Source organism: Bacillus sp. FSL L8-0167 (genome assembly GCF_038630295.1).
Taxonomy (GTDB): Bacteria; Bacillota; Bacilli; order Bacillales; family Bacillaceae; genus Bacillus; species Bacillus safensis.
Genome location: NZ_CP152027.1, coordinates 2,608,148 through 2,627,041, shown reverse-complemented (window position 1 = coordinate 2,627,041; position 18,894 = coordinate 2,608,148). Strand labels below are relative to the sequence as shown.

The following is an 18,894-nucleotide window of genomic DNA, read 5'->3' as shown; positions in this document are numbered from 1 at the left end:
GAAAGAGCTTGCACCAATTATGCATTTTTCTTTAGAATGTCTCCTTTAATGACAGGTGCGGGCATCTTCTTAGATTGCCGTGCTTCTTTAAAGGTAACGAATGCTTTCGTTTCTTCATCCCAAAGTCTAAATTTCATTGATTCAATACTTGTTTTTAAAGTGATGGTTGGAACATTTTGAAGCGGCTCACTATGATCATGTGCATGCTCCAAGTGATAATTCGGTACCCTCGGACTTAAATGATGGACATGGTGATAACCGATATTGCCTGTTAACCACTGGAGAAGCTTTGGCAATTTGTAAAAAGAACTGCCTTCTACCGCTGCCTGCACATAATTCCAATGTTCATCTGCTTCAAAGTAAGAATCCTCAAACGTATGCTGAACATAAAACAGCCATACACCGATTGATCCTGAGATCAGGAAGATTGGACCTTGGACAAGCAGGAACTCCTGCCAGCCAAAAAGAAGACACGTTGCAGCTGCTAGCGCAATGATGCTCACGTTTGTGAAATACGTGTTCCAGCGCTCTTTTTTACGTGCATTTTTGACGTTGAAACGGTTTTTTAAGAGAAAGACAAAGATCGGACCTAAAATAAACATCACAAAAGGGTTACGGTAAAATCTGTAGCGAAATTTTGTCCATGCTGATGCTTCTTGATATTCTTTGACTGTCAGGAGCCAAATGTCGCCAGTACCTCGTTTGTCTAAATTACTACTTGTGGCATGGTGAATTGAATGATCTCTTTGCCATTGAAGATAAGGGAAAAGGGTGAGTACGCCCGTTAAAAAACCGAACAGGTGATTCAGCGGCTTCTGTTTGAAAAAGGATTGATGGCAGCAGTCGTGAAAAATAATAAAGACACGTACTAAAAAACCAGCTGCAATTACCGCAAAAAAGAGGGTTAAAAGGTAGGAGATGTTCAGGCTATAATAGGCAAGAAACCAAAGCCCCAAAAATGGAATGAATGTATTAAAGAGTTGAATGATACTTTTTTTTGAATCAGCACCAGAGAATTGGCCAACTTGTTTTCTTAAAGAGGCTTGCTGCTGTGTGTTTGTTGAAGTCGTCATGAACGTTCAAGTCCTTTCCGTTTCTTTCTTCTTCAAAGTATAGAAGGAAAGGTGTCATACTCATAGTAGCACCCATCATGTATTCAATATGACATTTGTCATGTTTGACCTCAAAAAGGCTGATGGGATCACGGTTTTGAGTTTATTTCTCATCAATAAAAAAAGTAAAGGCGCTGGGCCTTTACTTTTTATGAACGAGCTTCATGTACTTTTAACTGCTTGCCTTTAATGGTTGTGTGGCGCATAGCATTCAGCACAAGAGGGCCTTTGCCGTTTAAAATATCGACATATGTTTTTGTGTCTTGAATCGTAATAATCCCAATGTCATCGAATGCAACGCCTTCTATTTTGGCAATGGTCCCAACGAAATCAACAGCCCGCAGTTTCTTTTTCTTTCCGCCGTTAAAATAAAGCTTCATAATATCCTTCTCAACGCCTGCCTGTTTATTTTCCTTTTGAATAGGCGTTTCAATCTTTTCTTCAAAGCTTTCTACATGCTTTTCTGCTTCTTCCTTTGTCGGATAAGGCTGAGTTTGAAAATCTATGCCGGCATCCTGCTTTAATTCATCAATAAGCGGCTTTGCATTCTTTGTCATAAACGCAATCGTTTTCCCGCTTTTCCCCGCTCTGCCTGTTCTGCCAGTCCGGTGAATATAGCGCTCTTTTTCATAAGGAAGATCATAATGAATGACATGCGTCATATCACTGACATCAATTCCCCTGGCTGCTATATCTGTTGCGATCAGATAACGGAATTCACCTTTTTTAAATTCATCCATCACATCAAAGCGGTCTTCCTGTCTCATGCCGCCATGAATTTTGTCACAGGGCACATCCCATTCGTCCAGCTTCAGCGTGAGTTCATTCACCCGGTCTTGTGTATTACAGAAAATAATGCAGCTATCTGGATTTTCAATGACGATCGTACGCTGAAGAAGGGAGAATTTCGATTCTTCTTCTGTTTCAATCACGGTGTGAGTGATTTGCTGTACAGACGTTTCTTCACGTGCGATCTCAATGACTTTGGGTGATTGTAAAAACTGTTCGCTCAATTTCTTCATGTCATCAGACATTGTCGCTGAAAACAGCATCGACATGCGCTTTGGCGGCAGATACTGAATAATAGAAGAGACTTGATCGATAAATCCCATGTTCAGCATTTCATCCGCTTCATCTAACACGAAAAATTTGAGATTTTCTAAAGAAAGGGTGCCTTTCTCAAGGTGATCCAAAATGCGGCCTGGTGTCCCGCACACAATATGGTTTTTCTGTGAAAGCTCTACTTTCTGCGCTTGAAAAGGGGCTTTTCCATAAATGGCCGCGGCTTTGATTCGTTTGAATCGCCCGAGGCTTGTGAGGTCTTGTTTGACCTGCATGGCGAGCTCTCGTGTTGGAACGAGGATGAGGGCTTGAGGTTTATTTTCAGCCCAATCAACCATTTCACAAATCGGCAGACCATAGGCTGCAGTCTTGCCGCTCCCAGTCTGAGATTTGACGATTAAATCCTGCTTTGAAAAAGCAATTGATAATGTCTCGTGCTGAACAGGTGTAGGTGTATGGAAGTGAAGCGCTTCTAACGCTTGTTTCAATTCATCACTTAATGGATATTGATCAAAATGTTGTAATGTCATCGTGTTCTCCTTTTCGTACATTCATACTTGTGACATCATACCATAACCATGACCGTGAATGAAAAAACATAGAAAAAAGCCCCGTAAAGGAGCTTTCAGCGTGCGGACAAATTCTCAAAGGAATCTTCGTTTTACTTTTTCCCAGTAAGAGTTGTCTTTTAATTTCACCGTTTTAATGACTTTTCCTGAAAGGCCAATGTCAATTTGTTTGACGTGTTTTGTGCCGAGTGCTTCGTTATCAAGCCCGATAATTGGATGATCGTTTCCATCCTGCACTACCTTCAGCGTCAGCTTGCGGTCACTGCTCAAGATGAAAGGAGCGCCTAATGTACGGTAAGAGTTGTTATTCAGCGATGCAAGTTCTGTGACCTGCATACAAGGAAGCATCGGATCAACCACGGCGCCGCTCACGGATTTATTGTAGGCCGTTGAGCCAGTCGGAGTGGAAATAATCATGCCGTCGCCTCTAAAAGTTTCAAAGTGGAAATCATCTATATACACATCGATCACAAATGTTTTAATAATGCTGGAGCGGATTGACAGTTCATTTAAGCAATGGAACTGGTTTGTGCTGTCAACGCTTACATCGATGATCGGATATTTTCTCACTTCAAGCTGTTCAGTATTCATGGCATCAATCATTTTATCAAAATGCTCTAACGAGAAATCGCAGTATAGGTGCGTATTCTCTGATTTTGATACCCCTACATACAAGCAGTCATCCCGGAATTTTGTTTTACGTACTGCTTGAAGAAATGTGCCATCCCCGCCAATTGAAGCAATAATGTGGGCATCCTCTGCACGCTTGACGACGTGAAAGCCTTGATCAGTAGCGAGCTTCTCGAGAGAAGAAATGTGTCCATCCAATTCATGATCTTTTTTGTAAAAGAAAAATACATTGCGACGATTGTCTGTCATTGACGTTCTCCCCTTTGCTGTCAAAAATAAATTTCAATGATAAAGGGCTTACATGAAAACCCTTGCTCACATTTTACACTTTTTTCATATGAAAGTAAAAATTTTAGAAAGAACCATCTGATGATCGGATTGCTTTATGAGAAATGAGTCGATGTGAGTGATTTGAAATGGCTGAATTCTGAGCATAATTGAATAGCCGTTTTCTCATGAAAGAATGGTTTAGGTGTTTCGTTGCGGTGAAGATCTAGCCTATTAGGTGCAGGGAGAGGATAAAAAAGCCAATTTTTCGTCATGCGCATGTCTAAGTAGACGATGTAAAGTTGATCGTTATTTAAAAGAGGTGCTATCATATGCCTACATGAAATGTAAAAAAACCACAATTCCTGTGAAACATTTCGTGTGGGCATTCGTATGAATGAAGTGAGATAAAAAGGAGGAGAAAAAGATGAATGCGAAAAGATGGGTAGCACTAATTATTGCACTTGGTGTTTTCGGATTTTCAATTGTAATTAGTGTCACGATGGCCTTGTTCGATAGCTTCAATGACAATAAAATGAGTTATCAATTCGGGGATGAAATAGAAGAGAAGGTACTAGAGAATGGCAGCGGTGCAGGCAAGATTGCTGTTCTTGAGATTAATGGAACCATTCAAGATAATGGCGGCGCATCGAGCCTATTAGGCGGAGAAGGTTATGATCATCGTGCATTCCTCAAGGAACTAGATAAAGCGAAAGAGGATGCTTCTGTAAAAGGTGTACTTCTGCGCGTAAACTCTCCTGGCGGCGGTGTCTATGAAAGTGCTGAAATACATAAAAAATTAGAAGAAGTGAAAAAAGCGAAGAAGCCGATTTACGTATCTATGGGATCAATGGCAGCTTCAGGCGGCTACTACGTGTCAACTCCAGCGAAGAAAATCTTTGCTTCACCTGAAACATTAACAGGATCGTTAGGTGTCATCATGCAAAGCTTGAATTATTCAAAGCTCGCAGATAATCTGGGTATTAAATATGAAACGATTAAGAGCGGGAAATTCAAAGATATCATGTCTCCAAACCGTGATATGACAAAAGATGAGCGCAACATCATGCAAAGCATGGTCGACAACTCTTATGAAGGATTTGTCAAAGTGATCTCTGAAGGTCGCGGTATGTCAAAACAGGAAGTCAAGGAAATCGCTGACGGCCGGGTATATGACGGGACACAAGCAAAATCGAACGGATTAGTCGATGAGCTTGGGTATTATGAAGATGCATTAAAAGCGATGAAGAAAAATGAAAAAGGCTTAAAAGGAGCAACAGTGGTCAGCTATTCTCAAAGCTTTGGCTGGAACTCTCTTTTCAACATGAGTGCAAGCAAGCTCTTTAAAAGCGAAATTGATTTTCTGAATTTAAAAGAAACACTGGCTGGCTCAAATGGGTCTAAACCGATGTATCTCTATTCAAAATAAAGGAGGGATCATAGATGGATTCTACATTCGATGAAGTAAGCGAAAGCCGCAGCCAAGAGGAAGAATCGAAGCCGGCCTTTGTGAAGCGCGCTTCAATTGAAGCACAGGCGTTTGCAGGTTTTTGGATTAGATTTTGGGCATTTATTCTTGATTGGCTCGTCGTCTGGGGTGTAAACCATTTGACGGTTTCTCCAATCTTTAGTCTGTTTGGCTGGTCCAAAGGAGGGGGATGGTTTTCTCCATTTTCCGTCACAACGACGATTGTATTCCTCCTTTATTTCGCCATCATGACGAAAATCTTTCAACAAACACTTGGCAAGATGGTGTTTGGGATTAAAGTGGTCTCACTTCAGCCTGAGAAGAAGCTGGCATGGGATGTTATTTTCTTTAGAGAGATTGTAGGACGCTACATTAATACGATCTTTATTCTCTATGCTATCGTTGGGTTCTCACCGAAAAAGCAAGGGGTTCATGATTACTTTGCCGATACGGTGGTCGTCCATGAACATTTATATGAAAAAATAGAATCAAACGTATAATCAGAGGGAGTTTGGCCGTAACGGTCAAACTCTTTTTTGTTGATTGGGTATAAAATCCAGAATGAGAGCCATAATCGTAGGGGAAGCATCATTTGTTATGGAGGAAGTGAGCACAGTGCTTTACGTTTGGATCGCAGCGTTTTTGTTTCTTGTGATCTTGTTGATTTTCATGAAAGTAACCATTTCGCTGGACTATTCGCATACAAACGACAATGACCACATTGCACTGAAGGTCATCACCTTCTATGGATTGGTCAGACTCAAAAAAGAGATTCCGATGGTGAGGATCAATCCAGAAGACCAAACGATTGATATTCGTGAGAAGAAAATGAAGAGCGCCAAAACGCCTGATCACGAAAAAGAATCGATGCATAAAAAAGTAGGAAAACGTGATATGAAGCAGATCCTTCATCAAATGGAGCGCATCACAAAAGAGATTGTCGATTTAAACCGGATCATGCGCAAGTTCTTCATCCACGTAAAGATTGACTCGTTTCACTGGTCGACATGGATCGGCTTTCAAGACGCCGCTTTAACAGGTGTAGCAGCCGGCGGTGTATGGTCAGTTAAAGGAGCGCTGCTTGCCTTTATGCAGGAGCATCTCACCTTTAAGCATAAACCGATATATGAAGTCATTCCGGCCTTTCAACACAATGTGTCACAGACTCAGTTTACATGTATAGCTTATTTCCGTATTGGACATGCTATGCTTGCAGCCATTCGTTTACTTGTCCATTGGTTAAAAGGAAGAAAGGCGAGAAAAAGTGCCTCTCTTCAAGCAACGAAGAATGAATCATCTGTTTAAGGAGGAACCCGAAAATGGCAGATCATCCAATCCAAGGTCTCATGAAGACAGCGATGGAAAACTTAAAAGAAATGATAGATGTGAATACAATCATCGGCGATCCAGTCGAAACCCCTGACGGCAGTGTCATTCTCACTGTGTCAAAGGTTGGTTTTGGATTTGCAGCCGGCGGCAGTGAATTTAACGGGAACCAAAAGAAAGAAAAGCGTTCTGATGAACAGGAACGAAAAGAGCCGAGACTCCCATTTGGCGGCGGAAGCGGCGGCGGGGTGTCGATTACACCAATCGCCTTCTTAATTGTAGGAACAAACGGAGTTCGAATGCTTCATTTGGATGAACACACCCATCTGCTCGATAAAATATTGGATTCTGCTCCTCAAGCAATTGAACGTCTTCAGCACATGTTTAAGAAGGATGAGCGGGAGCACCGTCACAAAGAACGAAAACTAGATGACATAGACCTTTAAAAAGTTAGCTGCGCTGCAGTTAACTTTTTTTGCAAAATGGACGATTAGGCTTTGCAGTTTTTTGCTTTCTCTACTATGATAGAACCATACATTTGAAAAGGGAGGAATTGTTTTGGCATCGATCACATTTAAAGGAAGTCCTGTCACGCTTGTAGGAAATGAAGTAAAAGTAGGCGAGCAGGCTCCTGATTTTACGGTATTAACGAACTCACTTGGAGAAGTTTCACTTTCTGATTTAGCAGGAAAAGTGACGATCATCTCAGTGATTCCTTCTATTGATACAGGTGTGTGTGACGCACAAACAAGACGTTTCAATGAAGAGGCAGCGGGTTTAGGTCCTGTCAATATTTATACGATTAGTGCAGACCTTCCATTTGCACAAGCACGCTGGTGCGGAGCAAACGGAATTGAAAATGTCGAAACATTATCTGATCACAGAGATATGTCATTTGGTGAAGCATTCGGAGTGTATATGAAAGAATTGCGTTTATTGGCGCGCGCAGTCTTCGTATTAGACCCTAACGGAAAAGTGGTTTACACTGAATACGTAAGTGAAGCAACGAATCACCCAAATTATGAAAAAGCCATTGAAGCTGCAAAATCACTGTTATAAAAGCAGCATCGACAAGAGCTCCGGCTTCATCCTGGGGCTCTTTTCAATGAGAACATATAGCTTTTAACAAAGCGAGGAGAGAAAAGCATTGCAGAAAGATCAAGTAAGTACGATTTTTGAACTGCTCGATACAGCTTCTATTCGATTAAAAAAGGAACAGAGCATTTCTTATATTGAAGCATTGGCAGAAGCAGGAGAAGCCTTTTTCCAAGCAAATGATCGAAACGGTTTATTAAAGGATTTGATAGAGAAAGCAGTTTTTGCTTCTTATGATCATGAGCAGATTCGTAAAGCGTTTCAGCTCGCCGTATTGAAAGGTCAAAAGGATATTTCTCATCCAAATCGCCAGATGACACCAGATACGATTGGACTGTTTGTCAGCTATTTGGTGAACAAATTTTTAGATGGTCAAAAAGAGCTTGTAGTCTTTGATCCAGCAGCGGGAACAGGAAACTTACTTCTTGCTGTTTTAAATAATCTCACTGCAGAAACAAAACGCGGCTTTGCATCTGAAATTGATGATGTGCTCATTAAAATTGCTTGGGCGCAGGCGAATTTAGAGGAGAAAGAAGTTGAGCTTTTCCACCAGGACAGTCTTGAGCCGCTTCTGATCTCACCGGCAGATGTCACTGTATGCAGTCTCCCAGTCGGCTATTATCCAAATGATGAGCGTGCAGCAGACTTTGAATTAAAGGCAAAAGAAGGACATGCCTTTGCCCATTATTTATTCATTGAACAAAGCCTTCGCTACACAAAAGAAGGCGGCTTCTTATTCTTCATCATTCCAAATGATTTGTTTGAAGGAAAAGAGAGCGTACAATTAAAGGATTTCATCAAAGATCATGCGTATATGAATGCGTTAATTCAGCTGCCAGTGTCCATGTTTAAGGATAAAAAACACGCCAAAAGCTTATTTGTGATGCAAAAGAAAAAAGAAGGGCTGGAAGCACCAAAACGAATGCTGTTTGCCAATCTTCCATCTTTCTCACAGAAGGAAGCAATGGTCGGTGTGATGAGAAAACTAGACCAGTGGTTTATAGAAGAAAAAGAAACGAAACAATAGCCAGAGTGATTTCTGGCTATTTTACTATTCAGAAAATAACGACTTATTGATGTAAGCGATAACAGTTTGAAGGTACACTTGAAATGCAAAGTTTTCAATGTTTAAATGAAAAAGTCAGATATTTTTCGGACTTATCGTTAAACTATAAAAGACCCGTCAAACAGGTTGAATATAGCACCGGAAAAAACGTGAAACCTTATATAACAACTGAGTAAAAGGAGCGACAGTAATGTCCAAAATTATTGCAATCAACGCAGGAAGCTCATCTCTTAAATTCCAATTGTTCGACATGCCAGAAGAAACCGTTTTAACAAAAGGGCTTGTTGAAAGAATCGGAATGGACAACAGTATCTTCACGATCTCTGTAGATGGAGAAAAGAAAACAGAAGTGACAGATATTCCAGATCACGCAGTAGCGGTCAAAATGCTGCTTGAAAAACTAACTGAATTTCACATCATCAAAGACTTTAATGAAATTGATGGCGTAGGACACCGCGTTGTTCACGGCGGAGAGAAATTCAGCGATTCTGTTCTTTTAACTGATGAAGTGATCAATGACATTGATCAGCTTTCAGAGCTTGCACCACTTCACAACCCTGCAAACGTTGTAGGAATCAAAGCATTCAAACAAATTCTGCCTGACGTACCAGCGGTTGCTGTGTTCGATACAGCATTCCACCAAACTATGCCAGAGCAGTCTTACCTATACAGCCTTCCGTACGACTACTACAAAAACTTTGGTATTCGTAAATACGGATTCCACGGGACAAGCCACAAGTTCGTTACAGAGCGTGCAGCAGAGCTATTAGGCCGTCCACTAGAAGAGCTTCGTCTGATTTCTTGCCACCTTGGAAATGGTGCGAGTATCGCAGCAGTTGAAGGCGGAAAATCAATCGATACATCTATGGGCTTTACACCACTTGCTGGTGTTGCAATGGGTACACGTTCTGGTAACATTGACCCTGCCCTTATTCCATTTATTATGGAAAAAACAGGACATACTGCTGAAGAAGTGCTTTCTACTTTGAATAAGAAGAGTGGTCTTTTAGGTGTGTCTGGTCTGTCAAGTGACCTTCGTGATATCGAAGAAGCAACAGAAGAAGGAAACGACCGTGCAGAAGTTGCTCTTGATATTTTTGCGAGTCGTATTCATAAATATATCGGTTCTTATGCAGCAAGAATGAATGGCGTAGATGCGATCATCTTCACAGCTGGAATCGGTGAAAACAGTTCAGAAGTAAGAGCACGTGTACTTCGTGGTCTAGAATTCATGGGCGTTTACTGGGATCCATCCCTAAACAACATGAGAGGCGAAGAAGCATTCATCAGCTACCCGCACTCACCTGTAAAAGTAATTGTCATCCCTACAAACGAAGAAGTAATGATTGCAAGAGACGTTATGCGTTTAGCGTAATCAAGTTTGAGAAGCTCTTTTCCAATAAGGAAAAGAGCTTTTTTCTGTTAAAAGCAGCATGCTATAATGTTGTCCAATACGAAGCAAAAGGGAGCGGTGCGAAAGATGAGCGTGACAGAACATAAACGTGAGGCGAAAGAAAGGCTTTATGTGAAAGTCATTACGGTCAGTGATACAAGAACGAAAGATACAGATAAAAGCGGCCGTCTGATGATTGATTTGCTCAAAGAACAGGGACATCTTGTTCTTGCATACGATATTGTAAAAGATGATATAGGATCGATTCAAGACGCTGTGCTGGAAGGAACAAGCGAACCGAAAATAGATGCCGTCTTGTTAAATGGCGGCACAGGGATTGCTGCAAGGGATGTGACCATTGAAGCGATCACCCCTCTTTTTTCCAAGGAACTGCCTGGCTTTGGCGAAATCTTCCGCATGCTCAGTTATACAGAAGACATAGGTTCAGCTGCTATTTTATCCAGGGCAACGGCAGGGGTCGTCAATCAAAAGGCTGTCTTTGCCACGCCGGGATCTACCGGAGCCGTTCGTTTAGCCATGACCAAACTCGTGATTCCAGAGCTTCCTCATGTCTTACGAGAGCTTGAAAAGGATCAAAAATAGCCCAAAATGACTCTGCCAAGAAAATTTGGCAGAGTTTTTTTCATAAAGGGGTTGAAAAAACAATTTTTCCTTGTTACAGTGTATACATACTAAATGCATGTTTATAAATTAAAACTTATTTTTATGCAAAAACATTCACAGAATCAAAACAAGCGAGAGGAGCTTTTCAATCATGTCACAAAATAAAAAAGTCGTATTAGCATATTCCGGAGGTCTTGATACCTCTGTTGCAGTTAAATGGTTACAAGAGCAAGGATACGAAGTCGTTGCTTGCTGCCTGGACGTAGGTGAAGGAAAAGATTTAGCATTCGTTCAACAAAAAGCACTTCAAGTCGGAGCTGTTCAATCATACATGATTGACGCAAAAGAAGAATTTGCTGAAGAGTTTGCGCTCACTGCATTACAAGCACACACAATGTATGAAGGGAAATATCCACTAGTATCTGCACTATCCCGCCCGCTTATTGCAAAAAAATTAGTGGAAGTGGCAGAAAAAGAAAATGCAGTAGCAGTTGCTCATGGATGTACTGGAAAAGGGAACGACCAAGTTCGTTTCGAAGTATCCATTAAAGCATTGAACCCAGACCTAGAAGTTCTTGCACCAGTGCGTGAATGGAAATGGTCTCGTGATGAAGAAATCGATTATGCACAAAAACACGGTATTCCAATCCCGATTAACTTAGACAGCCCATATTCAATCGACCAAAACCTTTGGGGCAGAAGTAACGAATGTGGCATTTTAGAAGATCCTTGGGCTGCGCCGCCAGAGGGTGCATACGATCTGACAAATCCACTTGAAAAAACGCCTGACACACCTGAAATCATTGAGATCACGTTTGAAAAAGGAAAACCGACAGCGATTGATGGCATCCAATATTCATTATCTGATCTCATCCTTCATTTAAATGAAGTCGCTGGTCAGCATGGTGTAGGCAGAATCGATCACGTTGAAAACCGTCTTGTTGGCATCAAATCCCGTGAAGTGTACGAGTGCCCAGGTGCTGTCACACTTCTTAAAGCACATAAAGAGCTTGAAGACTTAACGCTTGTCAAGGAAGTGGCACACTTTAAACCAATCGTTGAACAAAAAATGGCTGAATTAATATACAACGGCTTATGGTTCTCACCGCTTAAAGAAGCACTAGATGCATTCTTACAAGAAACACAGCAGAACGTAACGGGTGTTGTACGTGTGAAACTATTTAAAGGTCATGCCATTGTAGAAGGACGTAAATCACCATATTCACTTTATGATGAAAATCTAGCAACTTATACAAAAGCAGACGAATTCGATCATGATGCAGCTGTAGGATTTATTAACCTTTGGGGCTTACCGACAAAAGTAAACAGCATCGTGAATAAAAAGGAGCAGGTTAAAGCATGAAAAAGCTTTGGGGAGGCCGATTTCAAAAAACACCAGAAAAATGGGTCGATGAGTTTGGCGCGTCCATTCATTTCGACAAACAATTAGTCAAAGAAGATTTGACCGGCTCCCTTGCTCATGCAAGTATGCTGAATAAATGCGGTATCCTCGGCGATGAGGAGGCCGCTGCCATCAAAGACGGACTAAATACGCTCATGAAAAAGGCAGAGGCGGATGAACTGGAATTCTCAGTCGATTATGAAGACATTCATTTAAACCTTGAAAAAATGCTCATTGATGAGATTGGTCCGCTTGGCGGCAAATTGCACACAGCGAGAAGCCGGAATGATCAGGTTGCAACCGATATGCACTTATATTTGAATAACCAAGTCGAGCATATTATTGAGCTGATCTCTTCTTTTCAAACGGTTCTTGTAGAAAAGGCAGAACAGCACGTTGAAACAATTTTTCCAGGATATACGCACCTGCAGCGTGCACAGCCTATTTCGTTTGCCCATCATATGCTCGCCTATTTTTGGATGCTTGAGCGTGACAAAGCGCGCTTTCAAGATTCATTAAAGCGAATTAACGTGTCTCCACTTGGATGCGGAGCGTTAGCAGGAACGACATTCCCGATTGATCGTGAATATACAGCAGAGCAGCTTGGCTTTGACCACATTTACGAAAACAGCCTCGATGGTGTGAGTGACCGGGACTTCATTTTAGAGTTTTTATCTAATAGCAGTCTTGTGATGATGCACCTCTCACGTTTTTGTGAGGAAATCATTTTATGGTGCTCGCAAGAATTTAAATTCATTGAACTCGATGACACGTATGCAACAGGCAGCAGCATGATGCCGCAGAAGAAAAACCCAGATATGGCTGAATTAATCCGCGGGAAAACAGGCCGCGTGTATGGCAACCTGATGGGGCTTCTCACGATTATGAAAGGCTTGCCGCTTACGTATAACAAAGACCTGCAAGAAGATAAAGAAGGCATGTTTGATACAGTGAAAACCATCGCTGGCAGCCTGCAAATTTTTACAGGCATGATTCAAACGATGACAGTGAACGAAGATGTCATGAAAAAGGCAACAAAAGAAGATTTCTCAAACGCGACAGAAGTGGCAGACTACCTTGCGAAAAAAGGCATGCCATTCCGTGAAGCACACGAAATCGTTGGCAAGCTTGTGTATACATGTATTCAAAAAGGCATCTATCTAAGTGATCTTCCTTTTGAAACATTTACAGAAGCAAGCGAACTTTTTGAACAAGACATTTACACAGTTCTTGACCCATATGTTGCTGTTGAAAAAAGAACAAGTGCAGGCGGAACTGGATTCAAACAAATTCAGCTCGCTTTAGAAAAAGCAAAAGCCTGCCTGGCATAACTTATCAAAACCATTCGTTTATACGGATGGTTTTTTTGTCATGGAAAAAGGAGATTGATGATCATTGGAGAAATGAAAGCATACCTGCGTCAAGCAGAAGAGGGAGTGACAGCAGATCATGAAGAAAACGCTTGAGGCTTTGTTTCATCAACCAATCGTATCAGTGAAAACGTTAGGAGAACAATATGACGGACGGGTTAATGATGTGTGGCTGATCTCCTTACAAGATAAAACGGAATATGTAGTCAAATCTCCTAAAACTGCAAGAGAAGAAAGTGAATTTGTGTTTGGGATCAAGATGATCTATGGAGTAGATGACCGTACTGTACAAGAGCATATCGATCAAATCAATCAAAAGCTGTCTCATATGAATTCCTTTCATATTCCAGAAGTTGTTCGTAAAGTGAAGAAGGCAGGGAGACATTTTTATGTAATGGAAAAAGTAGAAGGAACACCTTGTACATCTTTTGAGGGACGTTCATCAGACTTTTATAAGGATTATGGGAGGAAACTAGCACAACTTCATTCATATCGTACTGACTTTTTTGGTGCAGTCTACGGAGCTGAAAAGAAGCATTTGAGAGAATTCCATGCTGTGTTAAAAAAGGCTGTATCCAAACTCATAGACCGCTATTACGCTGATCAGCCTGAATTTCACTGTTATGCAGAAATTGTGCTGCAAAAGATCGAAAAGCTAAGGACACCTGATTCAGCCAGTCTTATTTTAATTGATTTAGATCCGTCTCAATATATTGAAAATGATGATCAAGTGATGAGTTTAGTTGATACAGAATATGTCGTATATGGACCAGCTGCGTTTGATTTTATTGCATTGGAATACCTTTTGACGAAAGAAGCTGCCCGCAATGTTCAATTGGGCTATGAAGAAATTTGCCCGCTTCCTCGCGAGCTTCATGAGGTGAGAGAATGCTATCGTTTTGTTTCGCTGCTGCTCGATATCCATGGCTCATGGGATTTGAAAAAGTGGATGAATCACCCTATACTGTTTGACTCATATCGATAAAGGGTTCATAAGTGCGCCAGATGCCGGTTTATAGTAAAGTAAAGATAACAAAAGAAACACGTGAACTTGCAACCTTTGCTTTAGGAGGAGATTGTGTGCGACACGCATTAATAACAGCGGGTTCTAAAGGACTTGGCCGGAAAGTCACCGAGTCTTTACTGAATATGGGGTATTCTGTGACAGTGAATTATCGAAGTGATGATGAAGCTGTCCGGCAGATGAAAGAAGAACTACAGCAGTACGAAGATAAGCTTCAATTTGTCCAAGGTGATGTGACAAAAAAAGAAGATTTAAAAAACATGGTAGAGCTGGCAGCAGAGCGATTTGGGCGGATTGATGCCCTGATTAACAATGCTGGCCCTTATATTTTTGAACGAAAAAAACTGGCTGATTATTCTGAGGATGAATGGTATCAAATGATGGAAGGCAACCTATCAGCAGTATTCCATTTGTTCCGAATGGTCATCCCAATGATGAGAAAACAAGGCTTTGGCCGCATTATCACTTATGGCTTCCAAGGTGCAGACCATGCGCCAGGCTGGATGCACAGATCAGCCTTTGGAGCGGCAAAAGTGGGCCTTGCGTCATTGACGAAAACCATTGCGATTGAAGAAGCCGAAAATGGCATCACGGCCAATATGGTGTGTCCAGGCAAAATCGTTGGAGACATGAAAGAATCGACAATAGAGGAAGCCCGTCAAATCAAAGATGATGAAACGCCGATAGGCAGGTCTGGCACTGGAGAGGATATAGGACGTATCATCTCATTTCTATGCGATGACCGTTCAGATCTTATTACAGGGACCGTCATTGAAGCAACAGGTGGTCTTAACGTGATTCACAGGCATTAAGTTTTTCAGCTTTTTATAGAGGGAATAAATGATATGAGATCAAAAATTGAAAGGTGGATATACTCACATGAAAGCTACATATCATGGACATTCAGTTGTACACATTGAAACAAACGGATACCATATTTGGATTGATCCATTTTTAAATGGAAATAAGCACACAGAGATCAAACCGCAAGATGTGAAAGCGGATGTCATTTTACTGACACATGGACATGGAGATCACATCGGAGACACCATTGAAATGGCTAAAAACAATGATGCACTTGTTGTCGCGCCTTTCGAACTTGCCACGTATTTAAGCTGGCAAGGGGTGAAAACGCACCCGCTTTCTATTGGAGGCGGCCGTGAGTTTGAATTTGGTAAAGTGAAGCTCACGCAAGCGTTCCATGGTTCAGCTGTCATTGATGAAGAGGCACAGACAATTACGTATACAGGGATGCCATCAGGTATTTTATTTACCGCAGAGGGCAAAACCATTTATCATGCTGGAGACACTGCACTCTTTTCAGATATGAAGCTGATCGGTGAACTGAATCATATTGAGCTCGCATTCCTTCCAATTGGTGATAACTTCACGATGGGACCGGAGGATGCAAGAATCGCAGCAGAATGGCTGCGGGCAAAACAGGTCGTTCCGATTCACTACAGCACATTCCCGCCAATTGAACAGGATCCGCATGCATTTGCAGACAGCCTGCATGGCGGCGTCGGGCATGTGTTAAACAGCGGGGAATCAATCGAGATTTAATCCTCATATGAATAAAGCTGGCACACAAATGCCGGCTTTTTTTATTTGCCTTCATCTGCTGAAAGAAAAGACAAATTGCTATTAAAAGCCTCCTGCCCTTATAATGAAACATAGATGAAAACGCTGAAAACAAAAAGGGTGAACGGGATTGGCGACAAAGCATGAGCAAATTTTATCGTATATTGATTCATTAGATGTCGGGGAGAAAATCTCTGTCCGGCGCATAGCGAAAGAAATGAAAGTGAGTGAAGGCACCGCTTACCGGGCCATCAAAGATGCTGAAAATAAAGGATTCGTCAGTACCATTGAACGAGTCGGCACCATTCGAATTGAACAAAAGAAAAAAGAAAATATTGAAAAACTGACATATGCAGAAGTGGTCAATGTCATTGATGGCCAGGTCCTTGGAGGACGCGCCGGATTACATAAAACGTTAAACAAATTTGTCATTGGAGCGATGGAGCTGGACGCAATGATGCGCTATACGGCTGCTGGCAACCTGCTCATCGTCGGAAACCGAATCAATGCCCACAGACAGGCATTAGAGGCAGGGGCGGCTGTGCTGGTCACAGGCGGATTCTCAACAGATGATGAAATCATTCAGCTCGCAGATGAGCTGGAGCTGCCGATTTTATCGACAAGCTACGATACATTTACCGTAGCGGCCCTCATTAACAGAGCCATTTATGACCAATTAATTAAAAAAGAAATTGTGCTTGTAGAAGATATTTTAACGCCGATTGAACGCACCGTGTATTTATCACCAGAGGATAAGCTTGAAAAATGGTATGAAAAGAATTATGAAACTGGCCACGGCCGTTTCCCGGTCGCAGATGATCAAATGAAGATTCATGGAATCCTCACCTCAAAGGATATTGCGGGGCATGACCGCTCCACACCGATTGAAAAAGTGATGACGAAAAATCCGCTGACGGTCATTGGCAAGACATCTGTCGCCTCAGCTGCACAAATGATGGTGTGGGAAGGCATTGAGGTGCTGCCAGTTGTGGATGATCATGCGAAGTTGATCGGTATGATCAGCCGTCAGGATGTGCTCAAGGCTCTCCAAATGATTCAAAAGCAGCCGCAGGTCGGAGAAAAGCTGGATGATGTTGTCTCAAGAGGGTTTAAAGAAACCGATACAGAAAAACCAAAAGCAGATGCGGTTTATCAATACGAGGTCACTCCGCAAATGACGAATCAGCTTGGAAACATTTCATATGGGGTGTTCACACAAATTTTAATCGAATCTGCCAACCGCTTCTTAAAATCTCATAAAAAGGGCGAACTGATCGTCGAGAGTCTTTCTGTCTACTTCTTAAAACCGGTCCAAATGGAATCCACAATCCAGATTAAGCCGAATATTTTAGAAGTAGGACGCAAGTTTGGAAAGCTGGAAGTGGAGGTTTATCACCAATCGAATATCGTAGGCAAAGCGATGCTGATGGTGCAGCTGATGGAGAGGGGATAATGATAAAAAGGGCGAACTTATGTCGCCCCTTTCCTTATTACGCGTGATCTTTTTCGCCTTCCTTTAAGAAGAGCGGAAGGTAATGCTTGTAGGCTTTATACCCAGCCCACGTACTGCCGATACCGACGGCAACAAAAATAAATCCGATGACAAATGCGAGTGACGAGCGGTTTAAAAATAATTGATTCACACCGAAGAGCAGGACAAAGCAGCCAAGGGCCATACTGGATTTCGCCGACCAGAATTTTTTCTCGACTGGCCGGTTCGTCCGGACATTTTTTGCTTTGTAGTATAAATAAAACATGGCAGAACAAATAATAAACACAATCAAAACAAGCATGTGCCAAGCCTCCATTGTAAGTGGTTACAACCCTATTTTAAACGTAAATAGGCTTGCTTACTAGAATAAATTGTCTATTCCTCACTTTTCCGTCACGATAGATTATGATTTAATAATAAAAAGAGTATCGCATGAGAAGGAGTTTTTATGAAAAAAGAACTGATTAGAACCATATCATTATATGACACCATCATCATCCATAGACATGTAAGACCAGATCCTGATGCGTATGGATCGCAGTGCGGCCTTACGGAAATCTTGCGTGCCACCTATCCAGAAAAAAATATTTATGCGACAGGAATGCCTGAGCCATCCCTTTCATTTTTATATGAACTCGATGAGGTACCAGACGACGTGTATAAAGGGGCCCTTGTCATTGTCTGTGATACGGCCAATCAAGCAAGAATCGATGATCAGCGCTATTTAAAGGGCGATAAGCTGATGAAAATCGACCATCATCCAAATGAAGATCCTTATGGTGATTTGCTTTGGGTGGATACAGAGGCAAGCTCTGTGAGCGAGATGATTTATGAATTGTACTTAGAGGGGAAAGAAGAAGGATATCAGCTGAATACAAAGGCGGCTGAATTGATCTATGCCGGCATTGTAGGAGACACAGGCCGCTTCCTTTTCCCAAACACAACGAAAAAGACACTCAAATATGCAGGTGAACTCATCGAATATCCATTTTCATCTTCAGATCTTTTCAATCAATTGTATGAGACAGATTTGAATGTCGTGAAATTAAATGGTTATATTTTTCAACATATTTCTTTGTCAGAGAACGGGGTTGCATCTGTTTTCATTAAGCGTGAAATTTTGGAATCGTTCCAAACAACAGCGCAGCAAGCCTCACAGCTTGTTGGGACACTAGGAAATATTGCAGGCATTAAGGCATGGGTCTTTTTTGTGGAAGAAAACGATCAGATTCGTGTTAGATTCCGCTCTAAAGGAGTCGTCATTAACACCATTGCGAAAAAATATCATGGCGGCGGCCACCCGCTTGCAGCCGGTGCGTCCATTTATGATTGGGCAGTAGCAGATGAGATTTTGCGTGATTTAGAGGAAGTATGTAAATCATCATCATAAGAGAGGAGGGATACTTAAGTCCC

19 protein-coding genes are annotated in these 18,894 nt (G+C 41.7%); 15 read left to right on the top strand and 4 right to left on the bottom strand.

Translation table 11 applies throughout. The features are described 5' to 3' along the window. Positions 1–17: 17 nt before the first annotated feature. From MHB66_RS13545 to MHB66_RS13535, 3 genes are all read right to left on the bottom strand, one after another. Positions 18–1,073 carry a fatty acid desaturase gene (locus MHB66_RS13545; protein ID WP_034279598.1) on the bottom strand — a complete coding sequence of 352 codons (1,056 nt, stop codon included), beginning with the start codon at positions 1,071–1,073 and terminating at the stop codon, positions 18–20. Positions 1,074–1,261: 188 nt separating this feature from the next. Next, the gene (locus tag MHB66_RS13540) at positions 1,262–2,704 is read right to left on the bottom strand and encodes a DEAD/DEAH box helicase (RefSeq protein WP_041115008.1); all 1,443 of its coding nucleotides are present in this window, start codon (positions 2,702–2,704) and stop codon (positions 1,262–1,264) included. A 114-nt stretch (positions 2,705–2,818) separates the two neighbouring features. After that, positions 2,819–3,622 (bottom strand): NAD kinase, encoded by an 804-nt coding sequence (locus tag MHB66_RS13535; RefSeq protein ID WP_034279604.1) that lies wholly within the window; start codon positions 3,620–3,622, stop codon positions 2,819–2,821. 445 nt (positions 3,623–4,067) lie between these two features. Here MHB66_RS13535 and sppA point away from each other — a divergent pair, with 445 nt between their 5' ends. From sppA to MHB66_RS13465, 14 genes are all read left to right on the top strand, one after another. Then, positions 4,068–5,069, top strand: coding sequence for a signal peptide peptidase SppA (gene sppA / locus MHB66_RS13530; RefSeq protein WP_046312061.1), 1,002 nt, complete (start codon positions 4,068–4,070; stop codon positions 5,067–5,069). Positions 5,070–5,083: 14 nt separating this feature from the next. Next, entirely contained in the window at positions 5,084–5,608 is a 525-nt protein-coding gene (locus MHB66_RS13525) for an RDD family protein (RefSeq protein ID WP_046312059.1), read from the top strand. Between the two features lie 97 nt (positions 5,609–5,705). Next, the gene (locus MHB66_RS13520) at positions 5,706–6,413 is read left to right on the top strand and encodes a DUF2953 domain-containing protein (protein WP_046312057.1); all 708 of its coding nucleotides are present in this window, start codon (positions 5,706–5,708) and stop codon (positions 6,411–6,413) included. Positions 6,414–6,427: 14 nt separating this feature from the next. Beyond that, positions 6,428–6,880, top strand: a complete 453-nt coding sequence (gene ytfJ, locus MHB66_RS13515; RefSeq protein WP_007501733.1) for a GerW family sporulation protein — start codon at positions 6,428–6,430, stop codon at positions 6,878–6,880. 112 nt (positions 6,881–6,992) lie between these two features. Next, the gene (gene tpx, locus MHB66_RS13510) at positions 6,993–7,493 is read left to right on the top strand and encodes a thiol peroxidase (protein WP_024424810.1); all 501 of its coding nucleotides are present in this window, start codon (positions 6,993–6,995) and stop codon (positions 7,491–7,493) included. An 88-nt stretch (positions 7,494–7,581) separates the two neighbouring features. Beyond that, positions 7,582–8,556 carry a class I SAM-dependent methyltransferase gene (locus MHB66_RS13505; protein ID WP_046312055.1) on the top strand — a complete coding sequence of 325 codons (975 nt, stop codon included), beginning with the start codon at positions 7,582–7,584 and terminating at the stop codon, positions 8,554–8,556. 229 nt (positions 8,557–8,785) lie between these two features. Continuing rightward, on the top strand, positions 8,786–9,970 hold the full coding sequence (locus MHB66_RS13500; RefSeq protein ID WP_024424808.1) for an acetate kinase: 1,185 nt from the start codon (positions 8,786–8,788) through the stop codon (positions 9,968–9,970). A gap of 105 nt (positions 9,971–10,075) precedes the next feature. Further along, positions 10,076–10,591, top strand: a complete 516-nt coding sequence (locus MHB66_RS13495; protein WP_024426150.1) for a MogA/MoaB family molybdenum cofactor biosynthesis protein — start codon at positions 10,076–10,078, stop codon at positions 10,589–10,591. A 172-nt stretch (positions 10,592–10,763) separates the two neighbouring features. After that, entirely contained in the window at positions 10,764–11,975 is a 1,212-nt protein-coding gene (locus tag MHB66_RS13490; protein ID WP_024424806.1) for an argininosuccinate synthase, read from the top strand. After that, complete coding sequence (gene argH / locus MHB66_RS13485; RefSeq protein WP_024424805.1) at positions 11,972–13,345, top strand: argininosuccinate lyase; 1,374 nt, start codon at positions 11,972–11,974, stop codon at positions 13,343–13,345. The genes MHB66_RS13490 and argH overlap by 4 nt, the downstream gene beginning before the upstream one ends. Before the next feature lie 118 nt (positions 13,346–13,463). After that, entirely contained in the window at positions 13,464–14,369 is a 906-nt protein-coding gene (locus MHB66_RS13480) for a phosphotransferase (RefSeq protein ID WP_046312052.1), read from the top strand. A gap of 95 nt (positions 14,370–14,464) precedes the next feature. Continuing rightward, positions 14,465–15,220 (top strand): SDR family oxidoreductase, encoded by a 756-nt coding sequence (locus MHB66_RS13475; protein WP_034279624.1) that lies wholly within the window; start codon positions 14,465–14,467, stop codon positions 15,218–15,220. Between the two features lie 67 nt (positions 15,221–15,287). Then, on the top strand, positions 15,288–15,971 hold the full coding sequence (locus MHB66_RS13470; RefSeq protein ID WP_041115017.1) for a metal-dependent hydrolase: 684 nt from the start codon (positions 15,288–15,290) through the stop codon (positions 15,969–15,971). 148 nt (positions 15,972–16,119) lie between these two features. Next, positions 16,120–17,442: a CBS domain-containing protein gene (locus tag MHB66_RS13465; protein WP_034279630.1), complete on the top strand. Its 1,323-nt coding sequence runs from the start codon at positions 16,120–16,122 to the stop codon at positions 17,440–17,442. A 37-nt stretch (positions 17,443–17,479) separates the two neighbouring features. On the opposite strand, the gene MHB66_RS13460 is transcribed toward MHB66_RS13465, so the two are convergent. Next, positions 17,480–17,782: a YtpI family protein gene (locus tag MHB66_RS13460; protein ID WP_003216665.1), complete on the bottom strand. Its 303-nt coding sequence runs from the start codon at positions 17,780–17,782 to the stop codon at positions 17,480–17,482. A 147-nt stretch (positions 17,783–17,929) separates the two neighbouring features. On the opposite strand from MHB66_RS13460, the gene MHB66_RS13455 reads away from it, so the two are divergent. Beyond that, positions 17,930–18,871 (top strand): bifunctional oligoribonuclease/PAP phosphatase NrnA, encoded by a 942-nt coding sequence (locus MHB66_RS13455; RefSeq protein ID WP_046312050.1) that lies wholly within the window; start codon positions 17,930–17,932, stop codon positions 18,869–18,871. Positions 18,872–18,894 lie beyond the last annotated feature (23 nt).